27 protein-coding genes and 1 tRNA gene are annotated in these 22,107 nt (G+C 57.1%); 12 read left to right on the top strand and 16 right to left on the bottom strand.

Annotated elements, in window-relative coordinates; all coding sequences use genetic code 11:
* Nucleotide 1 precedes the first annotated feature (1 nt).
* On the bottom strand, nt 2-1,219 hold the full coding sequence (locus tag Q8N04_05490; protein ID MDP3090110.1) for an acetylornithine transaminase: 1,218 nt from the start codon (nt 1,217-1,219) through the stop codon (nt 2-4).
* 222 nt (nt 1,220-1,441) lie between these two features.
* Here Q8N04_05490 and Q8N04_05495 point away from each other — a divergent pair, with 222 nt between their 5' ends.
* A complete protein-coding gene (locus tag Q8N04_05495; GenBank protein ID MDP3090111.1) occupies nt 1,442-2,113 on the top strand; it encodes a DUF2628 domain-containing protein in 672 nt (223 codons plus the stop codon).
* Nucleotides 2,114-2,143: 30 nt separating this feature from the next.
* Here Q8N04_05495 and Q8N04_05500 read toward each other — a convergent pair whose 3' ends face one another.
* A complete protein-coding gene (locus Q8N04_05500; protein ID MDP3090112.1) occupies nt 2,144-2,971 on the bottom strand; it encodes a hypothetical protein in 828 nt (275 codons plus the stop codon).
* Between the two features lie 137 nt (nt 2,972-3,108).
* Between Q8N04_05500 and Q8N04_05505 the strand changes: the two genes are divergently transcribed.
* Nucleotides 3,109-3,714: a 2,3-bisphosphoglycerate-dependent phosphoglycerate mutase gene (locus Q8N04_05505; protein ID MDP3090113.1), complete on the top strand. Its 606-nt coding sequence runs from the start codon at nt 3,109-3,111 to the stop codon at nt 3,712-3,714.
* A gap of 25 nt (nt 3,715-3,739) precedes the next feature.
* Here Q8N04_05505 and Q8N04_05510 read toward each other — a convergent pair whose 3' ends face one another.
* Complete coding sequence (locus Q8N04_05510; protein MDP3090114.1) at nt 3,740-4,216, bottom strand: hypothetical protein; 477 nt, start codon at nt 4,214-4,216, stop codon at nt 3,740-3,742.
* Nucleotides 4,217-4,326: 110 nt separating this feature from the next.
* Here Q8N04_05510 and Q8N04_05515 point away from each other — a divergent pair, with 110 nt between their 5' ends.
* Complete coding sequence (locus Q8N04_05515) at nt 4,327-4,902, top strand: hypothetical protein (GenBank protein MDP3090115.1); 576 nt, start codon at nt 4,327-4,329, stop codon at nt 4,900-4,902.
* Nucleotides 4,903-5,019: 117 nt separating this feature from the next.
* On the opposite strand, the gene Q8N04_05520 is transcribed toward Q8N04_05515, so the two are convergent.
* From Q8N04_05520 to Q8N04_05530, 3 genes are all read right to left on the bottom strand, one after another.
* Nucleotides 5,020-6,042: an ATP-grasp domain-containing protein gene (locus tag Q8N04_05520; GenBank protein ID MDP3090116.1), complete on the bottom strand. Its 1,023-nt coding sequence runs from the start codon at nt 6,040-6,042 to the stop codon at nt 5,020-5,022.
* A complete protein-coding gene (locus tag Q8N04_05525; GenBank protein ID MDP3090117.1) occupies nt 6,039-7,100 on the bottom strand; it encodes a putative zinc-binding metallopeptidase in 1,062 nt (353 codons plus the stop codon). Before Q8N04_05525 ends, Q8N04_05520 begins: the two co-directional genes overlap by 4 nt.
* Nucleotides 7,101-7,278: 178 nt before the next feature.
* Nucleotides 7,279-7,764 (bottom strand): low molecular weight phosphatase family protein, encoded by a 486-nt coding sequence (locus Q8N04_05530; GenBank protein MDP3090118.1) that lies wholly within the window; start codon nt 7,762-7,764, stop codon nt 7,279-7,281.
* Between the two features lie 61 nt (nt 7,765-7,825).
* Between Q8N04_05530 and ttcA the strand changes: the two genes are divergently transcribed.
* Nucleotides 7,826-8,698, top strand: a complete 873-nt coding sequence (ttcA, locus tag Q8N04_05535; GenBank protein MDP3090119.1) for a tRNA 2-thiocytidine(32) synthetase TtcA — start codon at nt 7,826-7,828, stop codon at nt 8,696-8,698.
* A 58-nt stretch (nt 8,699-8,756) separates the two neighbouring features.
* A complete protein-coding gene (locus Q8N04_05540) occupies nt 8,757-9,191 on the top strand; it encodes a hypothetical protein (protein ID MDP3090120.1) in 435 nt (144 codons plus the stop codon).
* A gap of 14 nt (nt 9,192-9,205) precedes the next feature.
* Here the strand turns inward: Q8N04_05540 and msrA are convergent, their stop codons facing one another.
* The 9 genes from msrA to Q8N04_05585 form a co-directional block, all read right to left on the bottom strand.
* Entirely contained in the window at nt 9,206-9,748 is a 543-nt protein-coding gene (msrA, locus tag Q8N04_05545; protein ID MDP3090121.1) for a peptide-methionine (S)-S-oxide reductase MsrA, read from the bottom strand.
* 83 nt (nt 9,749-9,831) lie between these two features.
* A complete protein-coding gene (locus Q8N04_05550) occupies nt 9,832-9,993 on the bottom strand; it encodes a hypothetical protein (protein ID MDP3090122.1) in 162 nt (53 codons plus the stop codon).
* A gap of 292 nt (nt 9,994-10,285) precedes the next feature.
* A complete protein-coding gene (locus Q8N04_05555; protein ID MDP3090123.1) occupies nt 10,286-10,687 on the bottom strand; it encodes a PilZ domain-containing protein in 402 nt (133 codons plus the stop codon).
* A 102-nt stretch (nt 10,688-10,789) separates the two neighbouring features.
* Nucleotides 10,790-11,437 (bottom strand): OmpA family protein, encoded by a 648-nt coding sequence (locus Q8N04_05560; protein MDP3090124.1) that lies wholly within the window; start codon nt 11,435-11,437, stop codon nt 10,790-10,792.
* 914 nt (nt 11,438-12,351) lie between these two features.
* Nucleotides 12,352-12,428 (bottom strand) — tRNA-Arg (locus Q8N04_05565).
* Nucleotides 12,429-12,523: 95 nt separating this feature from the next.
* Nucleotides 12,524-13,030 (bottom strand): shikimate kinase, encoded by a 507-nt coding sequence (locus tag Q8N04_05570; GenBank protein MDP3090125.1) that lies wholly within the window; start codon nt 13,028-13,030, stop codon nt 12,524-12,526.
* Nucleotides 13,027-13,884, bottom strand: coding sequence for a shikimate dehydrogenase (locus Q8N04_05575; protein MDP3090126.1), 858 nt, complete (start codon nt 13,882-13,884; stop codon nt 13,027-13,029). The genes Q8N04_05570 and Q8N04_05575 overlap by 4 nt, the downstream gene beginning before the upstream one ends.
* A gap of 35 nt (nt 13,885-13,919) precedes the next feature.
* Nucleotides 13,920-14,675 carry a 3-oxoacyl-ACP reductase family protein gene (locus Q8N04_05580; protein ID MDP3090127.1) on the bottom strand — a complete coding sequence of 252 codons (756 nt, stop codon included), beginning with the start codon at nt 14,673-14,675 and terminating at the stop codon, nt 13,920-13,922.
* Nucleotides 14,672-15,550, bottom strand: coding sequence for a tRNA (adenine-N1)-methyltransferase (locus Q8N04_05585; protein MDP3090128.1), 879 nt, complete (start codon nt 15,548-15,550; stop codon nt 14,672-14,674). Before Q8N04_05585 ends, Q8N04_05580 begins: the two co-directional genes overlap by 4 nt.
* Before the next feature lie 449 nt (nt 15,551-15,999).
* Between Q8N04_05585 and Q8N04_05590 the strand changes: the two genes are divergently transcribed.
* From Q8N04_05590 to Q8N04_05620, 7 genes are all read left to right on the top strand, one after another.
* Nucleotides 16,000-17,271, top strand: coding sequence for a sigma-70 family RNA polymerase sigma factor (locus tag Q8N04_05590; protein ID MDP3090129.1), 1,272 nt, complete (start codon nt 16,000-16,002; stop codon nt 17,269-17,271).
* A 133-nt stretch (nt 17,272-17,404) separates the two neighbouring features.
* Nucleotides 17,405-18,451: a trypsin-like peptidase domain-containing protein gene (locus Q8N04_05595; GenBank protein MDP3090130.1), complete on the top strand. Its 1,047-nt coding sequence runs from the start codon at nt 17,405-17,407 to the stop codon at nt 18,449-18,451.
* 8 nt (nt 18,452-18,459) lie between these two features.
* The gene (gene lipB, locus Q8N04_05600; protein MDP3090131.1) at nt 18,460-19,209 is read left to right on the top strand and encodes a lipoyl(octanoyl) transferase LipB; all 750 of its coding nucleotides are present in this window, start codon (nt 18,460-18,462) and stop codon (nt 19,207-19,209) included.
* A 36-nt stretch (nt 19,210-19,245) separates the two neighbouring features.
* Nucleotides 19,246-20,502: a Glu/Leu/Phe/Val dehydrogenase gene (locus tag Q8N04_05605; protein ID MDP3090132.1), complete on the top strand. Its 1,257-nt coding sequence runs from the start codon at nt 19,246-19,248 to the stop codon at nt 20,500-20,502.
* A gap of 43 nt (nt 20,503-20,545) precedes the next feature.
* On the top strand, nt 20,546-20,935 hold the full coding sequence (locus tag Q8N04_05610) for a hypothetical protein (GenBank protein MDP3090133.1): 390 nt from the start codon (nt 20,546-20,548) through the stop codon (nt 20,933-20,935).
* An 18-nt stretch (nt 20,936-20,953) separates the two neighbouring features.
* Nucleotides 20,954-21,253, top strand: a complete 300-nt coding sequence (locus Q8N04_05615) for a hypothetical protein (GenBank protein MDP3090134.1) — start codon at nt 20,954-20,956, stop codon at nt 21,251-21,253.
* A gap of 183 nt (nt 21,254-21,436) precedes the next feature.
* Complete coding sequence (locus Q8N04_05620) at nt 21,437-21,970, top strand: hypothetical protein (protein MDP3090135.1); 534 nt, start codon at nt 21,437-21,439, stop codon at nt 21,968-21,970.
* Here Q8N04_05620 and Q8N04_05625 read toward each other — a convergent pair.
* On the bottom strand, nt 21,967-22,107 hold a 141-nt coding region (locus Q8N04_05625; GenBank protein ID MDP3090136.1), incomplete at its 5' end, for an IS630 family transposase. The genes Q8N04_05620 and Q8N04_05625 overlap by 4 nt on opposite strands.

Consider the following 22,107-nt stretch of genomic DNA (forward strand, 5'->3'; position numbering starts at 1 on the left):
ATCAGTGCGGCTGATCCTTTTCCGCCATCGTCCGTTGATTGAAGATGGACGATAACGTCTCCAGGACGCGATCGATTTCCGCCTGGGAAATGATGAGCGGCGGCACAAACCGCAGCACCCGTTCACTGGTGGCATTCACCAGCACGCCGCGGCTCAAACAGTCCGCCACGACGGCTTTCGCATCAATCTCCACTTCCAGGCCCTGTAACAACCCCAATCCTCGAACGTCCCGCACCGCGCGATGGCGGTCTTTGAAGTCGGCCAGCCCTTTAGCCAGATAATCCCCCATGCGCCGGGCCTGTTCAAGCACACGCCCTTCGATCAAGATCCGACAGACCGCGAGCCCCGCAGCGCAGGCCAACGGATTGCCGCCGAATGTCGAGGCATGCGACCCGGCCGTGAAGACTGCAGCGACCGCCTCTTTGGCCAAACAGGCGCCGATCGGCATCCCGCCGCCGAGCCCCTTGGCCAGGGTCATGATGTCGGGCTCCACGCCCAGTTGCTCATAGGCAAACAACGTCCCGGTCCGCCCCATTCCGGTCTGGACTTCGTCGAAAATCAGGAGGATATCCTTCTGCGTGCACAGCTCCCGCAGATTCTTCAGATAGGCTTGATCGGCGACATGCACGCCCCCCTCACCCTGAATCGGCTCCAACATGATCGCCGTGGTCTTCTCCGTGACGAGCGATTCAATCGCCGCAAAATCGTTGAACGGCGCATAGACAAACCCCGGAACGAGCGGCTCAAAGCCTTTCTGCACCTTCTCCTGGCCGGTCGCCGTCAGCGTCGCCATCGTGCGGCCGTGGAAGGAATTCTTCATCGTGATGATCTCGAACCGGTTCGCGCCGTGCTTCTCATGCCCGTAGCGCCGCGCCAGCTTAATCGCCGCTTCATTCGCCTCCGCGCCGCTGTTGCAGAAAAAGACCCGGTCGGCGCACGAATGATCGACCAGCATTTGCGCGAGTCTGACCTGCGGCTCCGTGTAGTAGAGGTTCGACACATGGATCAGCTGGGCCGCCTGGCGCTGGATCGCCTGTACCAGATCCGGATGGCCATGCCCCAAAATATTGACCGCGATGCCACCGACAAAGTCGATGTACTCCCGGCCTTCCATGTCGTAGACCTTGGCTCCACGCCCCCGCACGATTGAAATCGGCTGACGCGCATAGGTTTGCATCAAATACTTGGCTGCGTAATCTTTAAGTTCCTCTGTCGGCATGGCAGACGTATCCCCTCAAGAAAGAAGGGGAAAGCTAGCATAGGGTTGAGTCGAAATCAATAACGGCGACGGCCCCTCGGGAGGATTTCAGCCCCGTCCTTCAGGGTGTTTAGACGCGGGCATCTAATTGCTCACTTCCTCCACGGTATCAGACCGTGACCTATCCGGCTCCGCACAATAAGGCCTCAGCCCGGATGTCCGAGTATGATAAGCTGCGTGTCCATGAAACCCTGTCAGCACTGTCGCCAACAGAACTCTGAAGACGCCAACTTCTGCGCGCAATGTGGAATGGCCCTCGCCCTCACCTCGTCTGCCGACTCGGCTGGGAGTACGACTGCTGGTGCGCCACCCGAAGCAACACCCTACACGCCCCTCGCAACCGATCAGGATCTCTGGCGGCAGTTCGTCGGCCCGAAGGCCGATTATTATCTCGAACAGTTCAAGAAGTTTTCCTCCGACGGGCAGCCCAGATTCGCCCTCAGTTGGAACTGGCCGGCCTTCCTGTACATTTCGTTTCTCTGGTTTCTCTACCGGAAGATGTATCTGCACGCCTTTGTGTACGCCATCGGCCCCATGGCCTCGACCTATGTCACCGGCGACATGACCGTCGGCCTCGTGTGGAGCGTCATGGCCGGCGCCACGGCCAACTACCTGTACTACTGGCACTGCAAGGAAGAGATCGCAGAGATCAAGAAAGCGGGAAAGCTCAACCCCGCGGCGCAGGAGGCCGCCTTGCAGGACGCCGGCGGGGTCCAGCCGTATGTTATCTACGTGGGAATCGTGCTCTATGTGATTGCGCTGGCCGGCGTGGCCAAAATGCTTGAGGAAGGACAGCTGGACGGAGACAAGATCCCGACACGTCCGGCGAAGCCTGTTTCGACTGTCTCTACCTAGTTCCTCCGAGCAACGGTCTGAGAAATTCCGTCAACCTCTTCCTTGTTGCCAGCCCATCCAGGCCTGGAACCATTGAAAGTCCTGTTCGTACGCGGCCCCGCCCGCATCGGTCGCTTCCTGTCGCTGTTCAAGTTGGGTATACGTGCGCGGCCAGTTCTTCTGCCACCAGGACTTGAGTTCGTCCGGCGGATAGGGCTGGCCGTTGGGATTCAGAATACCGGCGGCGGCACAGAGCGGGGCGACCAGCGGCCAGTAGCGGTCTTTTCCCAGCCCGAGACTGCGGAAGTGCTCACGCAGCAGAAAGACCACCCACAGTTCGGCACTATGTTTCTTGTTGTGCTTGAACGGCTGGGTCTGGCGGAGCGGCACGGGATCAAAGGCTTTGACAATCGACGTGTAATCCGGACCGCCGTAGGTCCCTGCGGCTTCGGCAATCCCTTCGACGATGTTCGCCAGTTCAAGCTCTGTGACCGGCGACGCGCTGAGGCCCTTGCCCTGGGAGGATTCGGATAAGGGACCAGGGGCGGTCAGCAATTCGATCAGCGGCTTCAGTTCCCGCAAGCGAACGGCGGCCGCCTTGAGAATGTGTTCCGATTCAAGCCAGTAGTCCGGATCGCTCTTCGTCAGCCGCTCGCGACCTGGCGGAGGCAGCACGGTCGGCACCCAGTAGCGCATGAGCACGAACAGCACATAATCGGCCTGCGCGCCGACCTGGGCAATGCGGTCGAAATGATTGCCCGCCTGAACGGCGGTGAAGAAGGCCTGCGCCCGGTCCAACACGGCGAGCCGCGCGCCCATTCCGCACCACCAGGCTTCAAGCGCGGACCAATTCATATCAGATGCCGGCGGGACCGTCATGGATCGTCTGTTCCTGCGTGGAGCGAATAGAGCGGCATGGTACTGCCGGTTCCGGATGAAAGCAACGGCTTGACTTGATCGCCCGATCCAGTATTCTTGCTGACAGGTACTTGGCTTCCCGAGAAAAGGAGACGACTATGGCTCGCTTGGTCTTGCTGCGTCACGGTGAATCGCAATGGAATCTGGAGAACCGGTTCACCGGCTGGGTCGATGTCCCGCTCTCCCCGCGCGGCATCCAAGAAGCCAAGAATGCCGGCGATAAGCTGCGCGGCTTCTCTTTCAACCGGGCGTTTACTTCTGTACTGGCCCGCGCAAATGAAACCTTGCGTCTGGCGCTTGAGGGCATCGGGCAAACGAATATCCCGATCGAGAAAGATAAAGCGCTGAACGAGCGGATGTACGGAGAGCTACAGGGGCTGAACAAGGCCGAGACGGCGAAGAAGTATGGCGACGACCAGGTCAAAATTTGGCGTCGGAGTTTTGATGTGCGTCCGCCGGGGGGAGAGAGCTTGAAGGATACGGCCGAGCGGGTGCTTCCCTACTATGAAAGCAAGATCAAGCCCTACGTCCTGAAGGACGAAACGATTCTGATCGCCGCCCATGGCAACAGCCTGCGCGCATTGGTCATGGAATTGGAACAGCTTACGAAGGAACAAGTGCTGGAACTCAACATCCCCACCGGCGCTCCGCTCCTGTACGAACTCGACAAGAACGGGAAGGTGGTGTCTCACCGATATTTGTAGAGAGACGGCACTCGTCGGCAGGAACCTACCGGACGTCGTCGAGGAGTTCCGCGTACTGATCGACCGGTGCGTAGTCGATCAAGAGCACCAGCAGCTTCTGCCGGTCGTCGGACGACACCACGCCCTGGTCTTCCAACAGCGTGGCGGCTTCCGCGCTGAGCCCCATCGGGTTCAACCGGTCGTCCATCAGCCGCGCATAATGCTCCCGCCGCTCGTCGAGCTCCTGCCGATATCCGTCCCAGCGCTCCAGGCCGAATGTATCCGACGACCATTGAGCGGTGACCGATTCGAGCAAGAGCCCGCCGATCAGCGCCCGGTACTTCTGCAGAATATGGGCATCGACCGCCGCAAGAATCCAATACAGATTCAGCGACAGGATTTCCCTCGCGAGATGGCGGGCCTGAGACTCGGTGACCTCGATCCCGTATTCCTGGATCTGATCGACCGAGATAGGTTTCGGAAGGGCCGCGTATAGGCCGGCAGCAGCATCTTTCGGTGTCATGGTAACGGATCTCCACTCCGCAGGTCGATGAGCGCCTTGCAGGGTACTGCACCTGCGACTCGACTCTCAAGCGCCTTGTTCGAGTCAAAACGCTATGCTAGATTCCCGACATGCGTTCACAAGATGTCTTCACACCGAGCACCCGTCCGCTCCACTTTATCGGAGCATTCGCACTGGTCATTCTGATATGGAGCAGTCTCTTCCCCGGGCCAGTCCGTGCCGATGAGAACCGCTGGGGATTCGGCTCAGACCTCGGACTGACGACCGGCACGGTCAATGGAACCGTCTTCGCCCTCGGGTTCAATGTCGACTATTACGCCGATCGGAACTTTTCCTTCGGACCGATGATGCAGCTCAGTCCCACGGGCAATCTCTTTCAGATTGCGTTTGCGGGAGTCGGGAAATACCACCTCCGGCTGAATAACGGGTTCAACCTGGTCCCCTTCACTGGCATCGGACTTATCCATGCCGACCTGGACCGCGGCACCGGGCCTTCGCAAATCAATCGAAACGACACCAGTTGGTACATTCCCATCGGCCTCTCTTTGGAGTATCAAGTTATTCACAACATCGCGTTGTCCTCAACGCTGATGGTGAATCTCCATGACATCAATCTCCAGCCGTCCCTGCCGGAGAAAGACCGAACCAGTATCAGTCTGATGTTCGGCTTCCGTTGGGGACCGTAGACACGCTGCCGACGCTCTCCCTGGGCATGCCAGTAGCCCAACTGGCAGCAAGCGCCATTCGGCCCAAGTGCCGGCTGATTTCTATCTCAAGATCTAGAGAGGATTGCTTGCGGGAGGCTAAGCGGCTTTGGCCGGCTGCCAGCGCAAGCCGACATTCAGCAGTTCCTGGAGCAGATCTTTGTAGCTATAGTCGGCTTTCTCGGCGGAATCGGCAAAGTCCTCCTCATGCGCGATTTGCGGATTGGGATTGGCCTCCAGCACATAGACTTTCCCCTCCGCATCCATCCGAACATCGATTCGCGCATATCCGCTGAGACCGAGCGCTCGATAGACCCGCTTGGCCATGTGTTGGATCTCCTCGGCCTTGCCGGCCGGAAGATTTCTGGCTTCCTCCGATGTGATGCCGTACTTATCTTGATACTTCCGGCTCCACTTCACCCGCTGAGTGGCAATGCGCCTGGCATCCTCAGGGAGTTTGTCCATGACCAGTTCCCACACGGGCAACACCTGAATGTGACCATTGCCCATAATCCCGACATAGAACTCTCGCCCCTCGATATACCGTTCCACCAGAGCACCGGTCCCGACGCTTTGATGGATGAAGGCCACCCGCTCTTTGAGTTTCTCATCATCTTCCACAATCGACGCTTGAGAGATGCCTAACGACGCTTCCTCGCTGATGGACTTGACGATGAGAGGGAACGTTAGATCTTTGGGTCGCTTGGCGCTCCGGCCTTGCGGCACGACCATGAAGTCGGGATAGGGAATCCGGTGATAGGAAAGAACCTTTTTCGTCAGCGCTTTGTCGCGCGCCAACATGAGCCCGCGCGGATTGCAGCCGGTATAGGGCATATGCAGCAACTCGAGGTATGACACGACATTCTGGTCATACACCGATATCCCGTCGAATTCTTCCAGCAGATTGAAAGCGATGTGCGGACGCCATGCTTCGATCGCCGTCCTGATCACCCCTAAATCGCTCTTCACTCCGAGCGGGTGCACCTCGTGGCCCAATTTCCTGAGCGTCGACACGACATCGTATTCGGTCTTCCATCCGACCTTGCTCAGATCGTGGCCGTTCAGCTCGTCCGGCGGCACCAGATCTTCATGCATCAGCACGAGGATACGCAGGCGCCTCATAGGGCCACCCGATGCCGGCCGCTACGCAAATAATTCATCGTATGCACCGTCAGCAGAATGGTGAAGTCCAGCTTGGCCTGCTCTTCTGCCACCGACAAGCGAAGATCCAATTGGCGGCACCGTTGGATCATGTCCTCCAACACCTGATCGATGGTGTACTGGTACTCTCCGGTCCAACTGGCAACCTTCCGGCGCACTTCCCGTCGAAACCGGTTGAGAAAGGTCGCGGCGCTTGGTTTGCCCTGTTGCGCCGACCCATCCGAAAACAGCCGTTTGAGGTCGGGGTCGTAGAGGAGGGAATGTTCCACGCCATAGTGCGCGCGCTTTTGCTCATAATGTTCACGTAGCGTCTTCTTGAGGCTGGGGAGCGGATCGATCTCTTCAGTGGTCACGACGGTCGGCTCGACCTCGGCCAACTCTTGCATCAATGCATCGACATATTTCAGCTTCTTCAGCACCGGCCACCCGCGATACCGGTCATGCCAGGTGGAATCCGGCGTCAGCCAGACAGCAAACGTCTCGGCGAAGTCTTCGTCCGGATGACTCTGGGCGTACCACACATCGAGATGCCGGACAAAACTCCGGCTGTAGGGTCTGGGGCTATAATACTTGGGATAGGCCTGGGACGATTTGCCGAAGATGGCTTGCCGCGTGCGGCGGCGGCGGATGCGATACGCATTTTCAATCGCGTGTCCGGCTTCGTGCCGTAGAATCCGCAGACACCAATCAGGCGTCCCGCCTTCCACTTCCAGCATCTGCGTCAACTCCAGCTTGGCCAGCCGGGGATGCGCCAGATAGAACGGAATCGCAATGCCCGGGATACCATCCGGCGTGAACCACTCATTCGACAGCCAATAGTGCGGACGGAATCGCAAGTGCCGCGATTCCAACTCACGGTCCAATTCAGCAATTGGGCCTTCCAGAAAGCCGCCTTTAATTTCCACATTGAGCCGGCCCATCGGCAGATCCAACAACTGGTCGTCAGACCACCCGACCCACTCCGGATCAATCAAGTCATGTGCAGGGTGTTTGGCGATCTCAAGTGCTGATCGATGCATCGTGCAACCGCTTCATACATTCTCGACAGAAAACTTATGCTGCTTGAGAAACTATAGCATTCGAAGTGGATTTCGTCGGCCACTGGGCATGACCACGCTTGCGCATGACAAAAGAGCGGAATAATTTGTCACTGAGCGTACAAGAATGAACCGAGGAGTGAGAGCGTTGTGTCGAAAGTTACAGAAGATGTGGCAATCGTGCCGCGAAGTGAGGGATCGCATCGCAAATGTGATCCACAACCGATACGACATAGGCCTGCGCCAGCTCGGGATCTTCTTCCCAGTTGGGAAGCGCCTCGTGCAGATCAAGGATCGGTTCGTCGCGAGCAAAACACAGTTGATTGAAGAGCGGGATCGATCGTCCAAACAATCGTTGCACCGCTTCTTGATGGTCGCGCCCCATCGCCACGACACAGTCCGCCTCATCAAGTAAGGGTTGCGTCAGCTTGCGTTGCATATGCCCGGCAGGATCAGCGCCATACTCCAGGAGTCTGGCACGCACGATGGGATGGATCGATTGTGGCTTGGCCTCGATCCCGGCAGACCCGACGCAATACAAGCCTTGCGAACCACGATACCGCTTGAGCGCATATTCTGCTGCCAGGCTCCGAAAAATGTTGCCTGTGCAAACAAAGAGAATCGACTTCACTTTATTGTCGGTCATGATCGTCTTACCGTTGCTCCATCATCGACAGCCGGATAATTGAGCAGGTACAATCGCTCCCATGCCTTCATCACCAGGCCCTCCAACGACCCTCGCAAAGTTAGACGAGGAAACTGAAAAACTCCAGACCCGGCTCTGTCGCCTGGTCGGCCAAGCCATCGCCGACTATCGGCTGATTGAAGACGGGGATAAGATCATGGTCTGCCTGTCAGGCGGGAAGGATAGTTACGGTTTACTCGATATCCTGCTTCTTCTGCAACAGCGTGCACCCGTTCACTTTGATCTCGTGGCCGTCAACTTAGACCAAAAACAGCCTGGCTTTCCCGCGCACATTCTGCCGGAGTACCTGACGAACCGGGGCATTCCATTTCACATTGAAACGCGCGACACCTACTCCATCGTGAAGCGTCTGATCCCTGAGGGCCAGACCACGTGCTCCCTCTGTTCTCGGCTCAGACGCGGGCATCTCTATCGCATTGCCTCTGAGTTGGGCGCCACCAAGATCGCACTCGGCCACCACCGCGATGATATCAATGAAACATTGTTTCTGAATCTCCTGTACACGGGCAAGCTCAAGGCCATGCCACCAAAACTCCGTTCAAAAGACGGGCGACATCTTGTCATCCGACCGCTCGCCTTTGTGAAGGAAGTAGACCTGGCCCGATACGCGGAACTCCGGAGATTTCCGATCATCCCCTGTGATCTATGCGGGTCTCAAGAGGATCTGAAGCGAAAGGACGTGAAGGCCTTGCTCCGTCAGTGGGAAACACGATCGCCCGGCTGCTCGGACAGCATCGCGGCGGCGATCGCCAACGTCGCACCGGCGCTGCTCATGGATCAACGTCTATTCGATTTTCAAACGCTTCGCACGGCACACGACAATGCTGGCGAAGGCGACGCCTGGTTGGATGCTGAGGCACATCCACCGCAGTAGCGCCGCAAAGGGATTGACGCTCGACAGGAAACCACATCACCGCAGGTGTAGTCGAGAAATGGACGGCTTGCGTGATTCTGATGATGACGTTCGATCCGATCCGCCACTCTGGTCGATAGGACTGGCCGTCCTCGTCATCCTTGCCGCTCCTTTGATCTTGTACTCCCTCGCCCCGCCAGGCCCGCTGCGCACGGGGGACACCATTTTCTCTCAAGGTCAGCAGCAGGTGCAGGTGGCTGCATCCGGAATGGCGGTAGGGACGCCGATAGGGGATACCTGCCTACTCGACCCCAACACCCCCCTCATCATTCTCGAATTGCATGATGAGCGGGAAGAAGATGCCATCCTCGGCACCGTACAAGGTAATCCTGCTTCTGAATGGCCGTTCTGCCCACCCCATACCCGGGTACTCTTGAGCACTCATCAGATTTTTCAAAAGCCTGATGCATGGGATGCGCCGAAACGAGGGCTGTCGTGGATGATTGGGAAGTGACGGCGGGACTCCGGTCAGAGCTTCAGCTTCGACACAAACTGCTTCCGAAACTTGGCCACCTTTGGACTGACCACAAACTGACAGTACCCTTGAAGCGGATTCCTGGCGAAGTATTCCTGGTGATATCGTTCAGCCTCATACCACGTTGTCGCCGCAACGATCTCAGTAACGACCGGGTTAGGATACAACCCTTGGGCTGTGACCGCGGCTTTGACCGCCTCAGCTACCTGCCGCTGCTCGGGTAAATGGTAGAAAATGGCGGAACGATACTGCGTGCCTTCGTCGTTGCCCTGGCGATTCAGCGTCGTGGGGTCATGGATCGAGAAAAAGATCTCGATCAACTCCCGACACGAAATCAGCGAGGGATCATAGGTGACCCGCACCGCTTCGGCATGGCCTGTCCTTCCACCGCATACCGCTTCGTACGAAGGATTCTCAAGGGCGCCTCCGATATACCCGGATTCAACCGAGAGGACGCCCTTGATTTGGTCATAGACCGCCTCCAGACACCAGAAGCACCCGCCCGCCAGAGTGATGACTTCGCTTCCGGTGCTCATCGCGCAGCCGTCCTCCCACCGTGCCCCAGTTGTCCGTTTCCGAATCGACCGCGTGCCTTCATTGCGTCAGGCTTTCCGGCATATTAGTCGTCTTCTTCCTCTTCAATATCCTCGATCCCCTCATAGCTCATTTCTGGAAATGCGGCGGTCGCCTTTTCACAGGCAGTTTCTATCATTTCCTCAGCATCTTCAGCCGAATCAGCGTTGACCAAGAACTTGACTGTAATCGCATACCGTTGCTCCACTCCACACTCCTTTCGGTTCCCCTGCAAAAATGAAAAGGCTGAGAACGAGGGCCACGAAGGGACTCTCCGTTTCATCCTGTCTAGTGGCGGTACTTTGTTACAGCGAGAGGGAGCATGTCAATCGGTAGTCCCCCTCATAATGTGCGCGAGCTGGCCCCCCAAGCCAAGTAGTGACCGCCCTTCGACGGCAATGGTTCAGCCGAGAGTTGTCACGCCTGGAGATGTCGCTAGGGGAAGGAAGAGAATCCGGCACGTATGATTGCCGAAGCGGATGGGCGACGATGGGGAGAGGTCAGGCCTGCTGCTCCTGCTCAATCTTGCTGATAATGGCAGTGATTTTATCTTGCTCTCCCGACCTGATACGTGTGAAAGCCAGCCCAAATGTCTTCCCCTCAACCCAGCGAACGATTGCTTCATCGATCATAATCGGCCAATCGAGGTCTGGAATATGGAGACGACATTCAAACTTATCTCCTTGGCCGACAATCGTTCCGCTTTCGATCTTGCACCCTCCGATAGACAGATCGAGCGTTCGTCCATTCCCTTCATTTGGGCCGCCCGAGAAGGTGCTTCGAAACTGCGTGGTAAAGCGAGGTTGATTCCGACGCTCATCAGGACTCGAGAAGACGGTCTCCGTCGACTTCTTCTCAGGCTTGAGTAGCGAGGCCATTTTTTTCAGCGCTGAAATTGGCATATCGGCAAGCTGCGTGGCGGTTTAACCAAAGAATTCTTAAGCGAGGCATCCTTCAGCATGATCTTGTGAAGGACGCCTCGCGGTGAAATGAACTCTGACCTTCTACTGCTTCACCTGAAGCAACATGTGTCCACGGCGATTTTGCTGGTAGCATGACTCGGCATGGTCAAAGCAAAACGGCTGCTCTTTACCGAATGATACAATAGCGACCTGCTTGGGACTGATTCCGGCTTCATGAAGGTATGTCTTTGCTGCCTTCGCCCGCTTGTCGCCAAGAACCATGTTGTAATCGGTCGTTCCTCGCTCGTCGCAATGGCCTTCAATTTTCAGGACGGCACCAGGATGATCCTTCAACCAGCTTGCATCGCGATTCAGCGCTTCCATAGCGGCATCGGATACGGTCCACTGATCGTAACCAAAAAATACGTCTTGGAGTCCTGCTTCAATGGCTGCCTTCTCTTCCTTCGTCAATTCGGCGCGCCGTCTTACGGCGACATCGGAAGGATTCAGCGAAGCTCGATAGCCGCTTTGGGCCAATCGCTCTTCATCGGGATTCTGAGAAAACCCTCTGAGTTCGCCTGAAGCCCCCCCACGGGCCATGCCAGGGAAATTGGGATTGACGCCTTCTCCATTCCAGTTTTTTGACTTGTCAGACTGTGCTGACGAGACCTCTCCGTCGGACTGAAGCCATTTCATCCCGCAACCTTGACTCACAATCATGACTACACCCAGCATGACCACACTGGCCATAGAAGCATTTCTTCCCGTCATACAATTCTCCTCAGTTAATAATTCCTATCGTGATGCGATCGTCAGAGCCTCTTTTCGAATGCGTGTGAATCTCAGAATTCTGCAAGAGGGCTCGGCGTCCCTGCGTGAAGACGATCAGTGCAAATCGTTAGATCAACTATAGCACCAGGTTCAGAATTGTCTTCCCCGAGAGGGGGCCGCCCTTGGGTATTTAGCGATAGAGTTGATCGGGGATTGCAGGGGCCAGAAAACTCTGATTAGAAAAACCTTGGAGGGACTGACGCTTAGCAGCCGCAAGCCATTAAATTATTGGGGGAAACGCTGATACTTGAGAACTGCAGCCAACCGAAGAGAGGACACCCCGGCGTTATAAGAGAGCACGGAGCGGACGAGATACCGAGTTACACGACGACGCCTTAACTAGCGTGAAACCTTACGGTCCGACCACCGGGCCGGTCGCATAACCGTCCCCAATCCGGCAACAGCGCAGATTAACGCCAACATCGCAAGACCCACGGCAAGAAGAAAACCTGCCTTTACTTCATGCATTCCAGGAATCATCATCGCTCCCTCCCAATCTATTTACCCACACTGCCATCCGCATGTGCAGTACCAGGCACCCATGGGCTCTTCTTTCTGGAGGATCCGACCACAGCAAGGGCAGGAACGCGTCCATCGCCACCGAGCTGATGCTAGAAGCTTACCAGACCGCTTTCTTCCATGTCTCTCTTTTCGGCAATAACCACCCATGGAACACCCCCGCCAGAACTATTTTCATTTTAGGGCAGGGGCTATCTGAATACTATTCCCCGTTGGCGGGAGATAGGGCATGTGAGCTAACAGGGAATTAAAAGCACCGGGCAGGATACACTTCTTACTTGTCAATCACTTAGCAGTCAGTCCATCGATGCGAGTGGTGCGCCCGGCAGGAATTGAACCTGCGACCTACGGGTTCGAAGCCCGGCGCTCTATCCAACTGAGCTACGGGCGCACAACGACACTTCAATCACTTCTGTGGCAGAAATGTCAAGGATAGCTGGACCCCCCACCCCATACGCCAGCACGAAACTTAGCGGCATACTCGATCTACCGCTGGATGGAAGAAAGAATCGTCTCGACGATTTGATTGATGGTGCATCCATCGGTAGGCACAATATGGTCGGCGGCCTCGCGATATTTGGGCGTTCGCACCGCCAGGACTTCCTCAATCTCCTCGACGAATGATTTGGTGCCCGTCAGTGATGGGCGCTGAGTATCACGCCCGATGCGCGACGCGATCGTTGCGATCGAAGCGGTCAGCCAAAACAGCGTGCCGTTCTTCTTCAAACAAGCCACGTTCTCCTGACGAAGAATCGCCCCTCCGCCTGTGTCGATAATCAGTCCATCTTGTGCGGAAAAGTCCCGGCAAACCGTCGACTCAAGATCACGAAAATGCTCCCAGCCATGCTGCGCAACTATCTCCGGAACTGATCGCCCCGCCCGACGAACAATTTCCGCATCCGTCGAGACCAGCGGCAACACGAGCCTCGCAGCCAGTACTTTCCCAACCGTACTTTTCCCCGTCCCGCGATATCCGATCAGTACGATGTTCATCGAAAGCGAGACTCCAGCACGGCTCGCATGGTATCCGCCGGAGCGGGCCGATCCGTCCACAGCTCAAATTGCGCGGCAGCTTGATGCAGAAACATTTCCAACCCGGGAATCGTGACGCATCCTGCCTGCCGGGCATCCTTGAGCAATTGCGTCTCGCGCGGATTGTAGACAATATCCATGACGGCCAAGCCGGCGTGTAAGAGCGGTGCCGGCACGCAAGTCCCTTCAGTTTTTGGGGACATGCCGATCGGAGTACAATGGACCAGGATGTGCGAAGCGGGAAGAGTCTTCGCCAGCCCGGCTTCGTCGAGATGAGCCTCCTCCACTGAAAGCGACGTCTTCGATCGAATATCCGCCGCCAATCGCGACCGCTCATTCGCGTCCACGCCGAGCAACGTTAGTCCCGCAAGTCCCGACTCACCGGCAAGCGCAAAGGCAATCGCCCTGGCTGCTCCTCCCGATCCCACCATCACGACGCGTTTTCCGGCGAGAGGCCCCGCCCCTCCACGAAGCGCACGCAATGCACCGATGGCATCGGTGTTGTACCCAATCAGCGCGCCCTGCTTTACCACGATCGTATTGATGGCGCCGATGTGCCCGGCGGTGGGGTCAACCTCGTCGAGAAACGGAATCGACGAAACTTTATGAGGGATCGTGACGCTGGCGCCCCGAAATCCACCCAACGCACGGAGCCCCCTGATCGCTTCACCGATCGCCTCGACTCGAAACGCGAGGTACACCAGATTCAGCCGGAGCTGTTGAAACGCCGCGTTGTGGATGGCGGGAGAAAGCGAATGTTCGACGGGATTCCCGATAACCCCGCAGAACCCTGTGTGTGCATCAATCTCCATCATTCAGCTCACCTGTACTCTGAGGCCAACGGGACTGTTCACCACACGGTCATTCCGCCATCAATGCGAAACGTCCCGCCGGTGACCCAGGCCGATTCGTCCGACGCAAGATACAGGACCATGTTCGCCACTTCTTCTGGTTTGCCGGGGCGGCGGATCGGATAGTGCGACAAGATCGATCCAAGCTGATCGGGATTGGCCATCAACGGAGCGGCCATTGGCGTATCAATCAAGCCCGGGTTCACCACATTGCACCGAATCCCATCCGTTGCGTAATCAATCGCGATCGATCGAGTCAGCGCGTCGAGCGCTCCTTTGGAAGCCGCATAGGCGGACAAGAGTGGGATGCCGACCAGGCTGGCAACCGATGAAATATTGACGATGGCTCCGCCGGCCTGCTTAAGCATTTCCGGAATCACCGCCCGTGTCATCCGGAACACGCCGGTCAAATTCACATCCAACACATTCGCCCAGGCCGCATCATCCATCTCATGAAGGCGTTTCCCAAAATCTCCGACACCGGCGTTGTTCACCAACACATCAATTTTTCGAAACGACGCTAATGCCTGCTGAACCACCGCCCGCACATGACCGTCATCCGTGACCGACCCGACGACAGCGAGCACCTTGCCACCGTGCGCTGAGATCTCACGGACTACCCGATCGAGTTCGGCCTGGCGTCGGCCCGTAATCACAACAGCCGCGCCCTCCTCGGCGAACCGCTTGGCGACGGACTCCCCAATGCCGGCATTCCCGCCCGTGATTAACGCAACTTTTCCCTCCAACCGTTTCATGACGCTGCCCCTTCTGCCTCGCTGGCCCCGAGGGATTCTGAGAGAAACGCCTCCGCAAGTTCCGGCTCGCGACCGATCCCCAGCAGACCCGGCTCGACCTTCCTCGCCACCGTGATAAAACCCGAATGGGCCACCATCCGATGATCGGGACGAACGCTTCGCCCCAACACCGACCAGGTACGGATGAGGGATTCGAATGTCTCCACCATGCCAAACACCTTTGCCCGCTCAAGCGCTTCAACGGTTTGAACGACTTGCGGAACCGTCGGCACAAAACTCAAATAGATGCCGCCTGACCGCAAGGCTTTGGCCGCGTGCGGCACCACCTGCCAGGGCTCCGGCAAGTCGAGTACAACGCGATCAAACGGGACCCCATCGTCCAGTAAATCAATCCCCTCGTAGGCGCTCTTTCTCAAGGACACAAGATTCGGCGTCGGCCCTAGATAACGACTGATATTAGTCAACGCTGTTTTCGCAAAGTCTTCTCTCAAGTCATACGTGACAACAAGGCCTTGCGGCCCTACGAGACGCAACAGCGCCATGGTCAACGCACCGGACCCGGTCCCGGCTTCGAAGACACGCGCGCCAGGATACACATCCGCCCACATTGGAATGAGTGCCAGATCCTTGGGATACAGCACCTGGGCGCCACGCGGCATTTTCAAGACATAGTCACCGAAGGTCGGACGTAACGCCAGCATCTTCTTGCCCCCCGACAAAGTCACCACCGTCCCATCAGGACGGCCGATCATCTCGTCGTGAGGAATCTTTTGCCCGCTGAATTGATACGTCTCCCCGGCCTTGAGCGTCAGCGCGTACTGCCGCCCTTTCTTGTCGACGAGATGGATGCGTTCGCCTGATAGAAGTTGTGACATGGGGCGGCATTCTAGGGGGTTCGTTCTCCCCTTTGCAACCGATGATAGGGAGCGGCGTAATCATTCTCGCCCTCTATTCCATGAAGTGCGCACCTCTCTCAGCATCAATCCCAAAACGATTCGCGGTTTTCAGTGAACGTGACGACCCGCATCGACCACCGAAGATGGTCGGAGAGAGAACGGGTGAGGCAGATCGGTCGGCATGCAGTGCAATTCCTACATAGTTGCCGCATTCGCATCACAGTGCGATTCAGTTTCTCTCATTAAGCCCCCCTAATCTTGCTGCAATATCTTCGGGATTGCGCGTCGGGCTTCTCATGTTCAATCCAGCATCACTCTTGCTTCGTAGAAGGACTATAGAGTGGCAGAAATATCGGTGAATCTTATTGATTCAAGATAACTCTAACAGGAGTGAACAGATGCGAAACCAGGAGACAAGAGGTGACGCGATGGAACATGAAGACCTGCGGACAACAGAAAACATAGACGACCAGACCGCGACAGCCGATGTCGACACCGACGATTCCGGCGCCAGCGATGCCATGGAAGCGATCGGACGGGAGGCGGAAGTGGAGGCAGAGCCGACGGAGAAGGACGAGAAAGACTTGGACGCCGCCACGCTCAAAACAAGTCCCGGCGCGAGCCCCTTCCTCCTGGAGTCGCTCTACTTTCGCTCATTCGGGGAGCGGGCGCTCCTGACACGAGAGGAAGAAATTACCTTAGCCAAGCGGCTGGACGAAGGTTCGCGCCGTATCCGGGTAGCTTTGCGAGAGACGCTGAAAGTCATGGCGCGCGCGAAGCGCACCCCCATTCTGCTGGAATCGACAAAGTCCCTTCAACTCGCACGCGGGCTCAGCGGGTTTTCCGCCACTGCGCTCGATAAAGTCGAGCAGGCCATTCTGAATATTCTGAAACCTGCGATCCGGGAGATGAAACCGGCGGCCACGGTCGCGAAACAACTCAAGGCCTTGCTCGATGAAATTCGGGCCGCCCGGCTCGTTTTGGAGCGAGGAAAAGACGAGATGGTCCGTTGCAATCTCCGCCTGGTGGTAGATGTCGCGAAACATTACACCCATCGCGGGCTAACCCTGCTCGATCTGGTGCAGGAAGGGAACATCGGCTTGATGAAGGCGGCCGAACGGTATCAACACCGGAAAGGCTTTAAGTTCAGTACCTATGCAACCTGGTGGATCCGTCAAGGCATCACGCGAGCCCTGGCTGATCAATCACGGACAATCCGTATCCCGGTCCACCAGACCGAGGCTTCCAGTAGGATTCTCCGGGTGACGCGCCGACTCGGGCAACAGTTCGGTCGTCCGGCTAAGCTAGAAGAAATTGCCAACGTGCTGCGGATGAGACCGGAGCGGTTGCATGAAACCGTGCAGGCGTTTCAGGAACCAGTCGCACTCGAACGCCCAGTCGGGGACGGTGATACGGAGTTCGGGGAGATGATTCCTGATCACCAAGTACCACCGCCTGATGCCCATGTGCATCGTACCGAGATGACGCAGCAACTGGATCGAATCCTGGGCACTTTGACGCCGAGAGAACAGACCGTGATCCGGCTCAGGTTCGGAATCGGGCACGATGAGCCCTGCACCCTTGAGCAAGTCGGCCAGAACCTGTCGGTGACGCGTGAACGGATCCGGCAAATCGAGGCCAAAGCCCTGAAGAAGCTCAAGACTCCGGAAATCAAAGAGCTGTTTGCGGCAATCAAGTAGCCCTATCCTCCCAATTACCAGGCGCACGAGATAGAGAACTCGTGCGCCTGTTCCTTCTTTCCCCCTCCAACTCAGGTATGAGAGAATGCGACCCACGTTGGATCCTCGCCTCCGGCTTGTTTGAAGGACACCGATGAAGCAGCCTCAACCAACTATCAGGTTTCTGTTGCCACAGGCTGTGATGACCTTCGCGATCGCGGCCATTTGGACCTTCGCCTGGAATCATCCTGCGAGCGCTGACGAAAAGCCCTTATCGGTGCCGTCCGTCGTAGCTAAGGTACGCCCCTCCGTCGTGACGATTTTGACACGCGGGATGCCCTCAGCTCCATCCCTCCATGGAACACAGTCAGGTTCCGGCTCAGGCATTGTGCTCGATACAACCGGCTACATCCTGACGAACAATCATCTGGTGGAAGGGATCACCAGTCTCGTCGTGGGATTACCGACCGGACGGTTGACACCGGGGCGCGTGGTCGCGCGAGACTTCTTGTTGGATCTCGCATTAGTCAAAATCAATGCGACAGATCTGGTCCCGGCTACACTGAACGCTTCGGCATCTTTGGAAATCGGAGAAACCGTGGTCGCGATCGGGAACCCCTTGGCCCTCAAGGGAGGATCGACCGTCACCGTAGGAGTCGTCAGCGCCTTGGACCGTTCGGTGCTCACCCCGAACGGTGAGACGTTGTACGATCTGATCCAGACTGACGCGGCGATCAATCCCGGCAATAGCGGGGGCCCGCTCGTGGATTTATCCGGCCAGGTAGTGGGCATCAATGTCGCGATCGCGCCATCGGCCCAGGCGATCAGTTACGCCATTGCCATTGAAGCCGTCTATCCTCACATCCATTCGATGATGCTTCGTGGAACCATCTCTCGTCCGGACTTCGGGTTTACGCCGGTGACGGTCACTCCGAGTGTCGCCGCCAGCTTCGGGTTGGAGGCGGAGCGCGGGATTCTCGCTCTGAATGTGGATCCGGCCAAGGTTGCCGGCGCGGCAGGCTTGCAAACCGGAGATGTCATCACAGCGTTGGATCAACGCCAACTCTACAACATGGGGGACTTCTGGCACAGCGCGATGCAGGAAGGCGAATCGGCATCCCTCCACATGACAATCCAAGGGCGTACCGGCCAGACCACGTTGACCATGCCACGGCCGCCGGTACAGAAATTCGTGCCATGACAACACCGATGGCTCGACGCACGCCTAGCGTCGCTGACCCGTCCAACGTGCCCGGTTTCCACACTCCGACGGAACTGCTCTGGTTCTCTTCGCCCGTCCCCTATGCCGAGGCATGGGACCTTCAGATGCGCCTGCATCGCGAGCGCATCATGGACTCAAGACTCGATACCCTCCTCATCCTCGAGCACCAACCGGTCTATACCGTCGGCCGAAGAACCCGGATTGCGGACTGGGGCGGTGACCCCACGGCGGCACGCATAGATGGTATCGAGATTCAGCACGTCAACCGGGGCGGGTCTGTCACTTATCACGGGCCAGGACAACTGGTGGTATACCCGATCCTTCGCCTGACAGACCATGCCACAGGCGTACGTTCATACGTAGAGCAACTGGAAGCGGCTGTGATCCAATGCCTGCTGGAGAACGGAATTACCGGCCATCGGAAACCAAAGACTCCGGGCGTCTGGGTGACAAATCCCCAAGAGGCCAAAATCGCCTCGATCGGGATTCGTGTGGATCGAGGCGTGACCATGCATGGAGTGGCACTCAATGTGGACATGGATCTCTCACCATTTCGAGGGATCACTCCCTGCGGCCTGCAAGACTGCCACGCGACGTCAATGGCTGAAGTCGTTGGGCAACCGGTTTCCTTATTGACTGTGACCCACTCGCTTCTCGAGCAACTGAAACAGACATTGGCTCTCAAATGGACCGAGACACCGGCCCCCACCGCATTCAATAATTTGGCGCGACCATGAACTCGACAGACTTTCCGGCAGCAGCGTGAGGGCGACATGAAAGAATACGACACCCCGACGTTTCGATTAGCCGTTTCCCAGTTCGACCAGGCAGCGGAAGCGATGCACCTGGATCACAACCTGCGAGAGCGGCTCAAACAGCCCCAGCGTTCGCTCGTCGTCAGCATTCCTGTCCGGATGGACGACAACCGCGTCGAAGTGTTCACTGGATACCGCGTACAGCATGACTCCTCGCGTGGCCCTTCTAAGGGCGGTGTCCGCTACCATCCCGAGGTCAACCTCGGAGAAGTGGCCGCACTCGCCATGTGGATGACATGGAAATGCGCCTTGGCCGGATTGCCCTACGGCGGGGCCAAGGGTGGCGTGGCCGTCGCGCCTAAACAGTTATCGCACGGAGAACTTCAGCGGCTGACCAGGCGCTACGCCGCAGAGATTTTCCCGCTGATCGGTCCCGACAAGGATGTGCCGGCACCCGACGTCGGAACGGATGCGCAGGTCATGGCCTGGATAATGGACACCTACAGCCAGCAAGTCGGCTATGCCGTCCCTGGTGTGGTGACAGGAAAGCCTCTCTCGATCGGTGGCAGCTTAGGTCGGGAGGAAGCGACAGGACGAGGGGTCGTGTACGTCACGTTGGAAGCACTTCGGCATCTCAATCTCTCCATCGACCGCGCTACCGTCGCGGTTCAAGGATTTGGGAATGTCGGAATGCACACCGCCCTCATCATGGAGCAAGAAGGGGCCCGTGTCATTGCAGTGAGCGATGTCACCGGCGGTCTCTATAACGAGAAGGGGCTCAATATCCGGGAACTCCTGGACCGCTACAAGACCAAGGGCCAGACACTTAAAGACACCCAGATGGGCGATTGGATCACGAACGCGGAGCTGCTCCAGCTTCCATGCACCGTGTTGGTCCCTGCCGCGCTGTCGGAACAAATCACCGAGCACAATGCCGCCGCCCTTCGGTGCCGGATCCTCGCGGAAGGCGCCAATGGCCCAACCACCCTTGAGGCCGATCGGATTCTCGAGGACAAGGGCGTGTTTATTATCCCCGACATCCTAGCCAATTCCGGCGGCGTCATTGTGTCCTATTTCGAGTGGGTCCAGGATCTGCAACGGTTCTTCTGGAATGAGACGGACATCCGAAAACGCCTCCAGGACATTATCACCTCGGCATTTCACCAGACCACGCTCTTCGCCACCGAAAAGCGAGTCTCCATGCGGATGGCCGCACTGATGAACGGAATCGATAAGGTCGCCCAGGCTCATTTGCAACGGGGTCTGTACCCTTGAGCCGGACTTTCTTCATACCTCTCCCTATTCCCTCTGGTTCATCATGAGGGACTATGCCTTAGCCGCCATCGTGGGAATCTGGCTCGCTGACGGGTGTTCACTATTGTTGGCGCCCCGCTTCATGGTGGAACGTCTGCGGGAGGTGATCCGCCAACAACCGGCGATTTGGACCTGGCAATGGCTGTCTGTCGTCGCGGGAGCCGTCCTCCTGATCGCGGCCCTTCCGCTCATGTACCAACCCCTATGGATTGTGACCGCTCTAGCCATGCTTATCAAAGGAGGGCTCCTTGCCCTGGGACCTGAGACGTTGCGATCACGTTTGGTGGAATGGTGCCTAAGCCGGGACGATGTGGATTACCGGTTTGTCGGTATCGGTTTATGCACGCTTGCCGCACTGCTCCTCCATGCGCTAGGGTGGCTGGGACAGTCATAGCTGGAGGGGCAACGGATCATGACCATGAATCGAGCCACGATCACATCGGCATGGGAAACACATTGCAGCGAAGGCTGGCCGACCTTTGCCAGCCCGAATCAGGGACAGCTGATGACCCTCGATACCGTCATTAGCGGCTGCGTCGTGTTTTTCTTGGACAGTCCGGAAGGGTTAGACCATCAGCGGGTCGAGATTCTGAAAGACTGCTTGGCGGATCTTGAAGAGGTGACGTCGGAGTTGGAATCGCATTGCCAACCGTACTTTGTACGCTTGCATCGTCTCGGTGAACTGCTGCTGGCCACCACGGTAACCGCCTAAGGCATGTCTCGTCTTTTCGATTTCCCCTGCTCCCGGTTCTTCTCACTCCCAGTTGGACCTTTCTTGCAAGTTCATCTTCCCTTGGATAGAATGTTTCAAGCTCAATGAAACCTGCCTATCCTTGAAATGATCTGAATAATCAGCACGATCAACTGACATCTTTAATCTGCGAAAGGGGAGACGATGAGGAAGAAATACGGATTGCCTGTGCTGGCCGGAATACTCGTGGCGATCCTCACCAGTGCGACCTCATCGTTGCATGCTGAACCCTACGAGCTGAGCAAGAATGATGTGATGGAATCGAAGGAGATTTCCAGCGCAACCGTGTCGCTGTTTGGAGTGAAGTTAGGCGACACTGAAGCGAAGGCACTGGATGTTTTGGTCAATGAAAAGATCGCCGGGATCAAAGCCGAACAGGAAGCAGCCTTTATTTTCCTGATCGATCAACGAAAGCCCACCGGCCCAATGGCTGGCGTCCGTGTCCAGGATGGGAAAGTCGACCTGATTTTCATCAATAACCGCTTCACCCACAAGGCTCGCGGCATCTTTAGAAATGTGTTGAACAGCGAAAGCCCCGAGGACATCCGGAAATTGTTGGGAAAAGAAGAGTACGGGGATGAAAACGTGATGGGCGCCGTCATGGCCTATGACAAACAAGGCTTTCAGGTAAATTACCTCGGGAAGGACGTCAATATCGAATTTTCTACCCCCCACTAGTGTCCTGTCTCCGAAGTTCGCTGACAAAATCGGGCCACGCTGGCCAGGATTTCGTCGGCGGTCTTCGTCCATGTGAAGGGTTTGGGGTGTGTATTGGTGACCGTGATGTAGTGCCGGATGGCGGCCTTGAGGGCTCG

The organism is Nitrospira sp. (genome assembly GCA_030692565.1).
In the GTDB taxonomy this organism is placed as follows: domain Bacteria; phylum Nitrospirota; class Nitrospiria; order Nitrospirales; family Nitrospiraceae; genus Nitrospira_D.

Excerpts from the sequence above, each read along its gene's own strand:
- Q8N04_05500 (MDP3090112.1), bottom strand. The coding sequence starts at position 2,971 with ATGACGGTCCCGCCGGCATCTGATATGAATTGGTCCGCGCTTGAAGCC.
- Q8N04_05495 (MDP3090111.1), top strand. The coding sequence starts at position 1,442 with ATGAAACCCTGTCAGCACTGTCGCCAACAGAACTCTGAAGACGCCAAC.
- Q8N04_05590 (MDP3090129.1), top strand. The coding sequence starts at position 16,000 with ATGGAACATGAAGACCTGCGGACAACAGAAAACATAGACGACCAGACC.
- Q8N04_05510 (MDP3090114.1), bottom strand. The coding sequence starts at position 4,216 with ATGACACCGAAAGATGCTGCTGCCGGCCTATACGCGGCCCTTCCGAAA.
- msrA (MDP3090121.1), bottom strand. The coding sequence starts at position 9,748 with ATGAGCACCGGAAGCGAAGTCATCACTCTGGCGGGCGGGTGCTTCTGG.
- Q8N04_05595 (MDP3090130.1), top strand. The coding sequence starts at position 17,405 with ATGAAGCAGCCTCAACCAACTATCAGGTTTCTGTTGCCACAGGCTGTG.
- lipB (MDP3090131.1), top strand. The coding sequence starts at position 18,460 with ATGGCTCGACGCACGCCTAGCGTCGCTGACCCGTCCAACGTGCCCGGT.
- Q8N04_05490 (MDP3090110.1), bottom strand. The coding sequence starts at position 1,219 with ATGCCGACAGAGGAACTTAAAGATTACGCAGCCAAGTATTTGATGCAA.
- Q8N04_05575 (MDP3090126.1), bottom strand. The coding sequence starts at position 13,884 with ATGATGGAGATTGATGCACACACAGGGTTCTGCGGGGTTATCGGGAAT.
- Q8N04_05520 (MDP3090116.1), bottom strand. The coding sequence starts at position 6,042 with ATGAGGCGCCTGCGTATCCTCGTGCTGATGCATGAAGATCTGGTGCCG.
- Q8N04_05515 (MDP3090115.1), top strand. The coding sequence starts at position 4,327 with ATGCGTTCACAAGATGTCTTCACACCGAGCACCCGTCCGCTCCACTTT.
- Q8N04_05505 (MDP3090113.1), top strand. The coding sequence starts at position 3,109 with ATGGCTCGCTTGGTCTTGCTGCGTCACGGTGAATCGCAATGGAATCTG.
- Q8N04_05615 (MDP3090134.1), top strand. The coding sequence starts at position 20,954 with ATGACCATGAATCGAGCCACGATCACATCGGCATGGGAAACACATTGC.
- Q8N04_05585 (MDP3090128.1), bottom strand. The coding sequence starts at position 15,550 with ATGTCACAACTTCTATCAGGCGAACGCATCCATCTCGTCGACAAGAAA.
- Q8N04_05620 (MDP3090135.1), top strand. The coding sequence starts at position 21,437 with ATGAGGAAGAAATACGGATTGCCTGTGCTGGCCGGAATACTCGTGGCG.
- Q8N04_05580 (MDP3090127.1), bottom strand. The coding sequence starts at position 14,675 with ATGAAACGGTTGGAGGGAAAAGTTGCGTTAATCACGGGCGGGAATGCC.
- Q8N04_05560 (MDP3090124.1), bottom strand. The coding sequence starts at position 11,437 with ATGGCCAGTGTGGTCATGCTGGGTGTAGTCATGATTGTGAGTCAAGGT.
- Q8N04_05570 (MDP3090125.1), bottom strand. The coding sequence starts at position 13,030 with ATGAACATCGTACTGATCGGATATCGCGGGACGGGGAAAAGTACGGTT.
- Q8N04_05530 (MDP3090118.1), bottom strand. The coding sequence starts at position 7,764 with ATGACCGACAATAAAGTGAAGTCGATTCTCTTTGTTTGCACAGGCAAC.
- Q8N04_05610 (MDP3090133.1), top strand. The coding sequence starts at position 20,546 with ATGAGGGACTATGCCTTAGCCGCCATCGTGGGAATCTGGCTCGCTGAC.
- Q8N04_05555 (MDP3090123.1), bottom strand. The coding sequence starts at position 10,687 with ATGCCAATTTCAGCGCTGAAAAAAATGGCCTCGCTACTCAAGCCTGAG.
- Q8N04_05525 (MDP3090117.1), bottom strand. The coding sequence starts at position 7,100 with ATGCATCGATCAGCACTTGAGATCGCCAAACACCCTGCACATGACTTG.
- Q8N04_05605 (MDP3090132.1), top strand. The coding sequence starts at position 19,246 with ATGAAAGAATACGACACCCCGACGTTTCGATTAGCCGTTTCCCAGTTC.
- Q8N04_05540 (MDP3090120.1), top strand. The coding sequence starts at position 8,757 with ATGGACGGCTTGCGTGATTCTGATGATGACGTTCGATCCGATCCGCCA.
- ttcA (MDP3090119.1), top strand. The coding sequence starts at position 7,826 with ATGCCTTCATCACCAGGCCCTCCAACGACCCTCGCAAAGTTAGACGAG.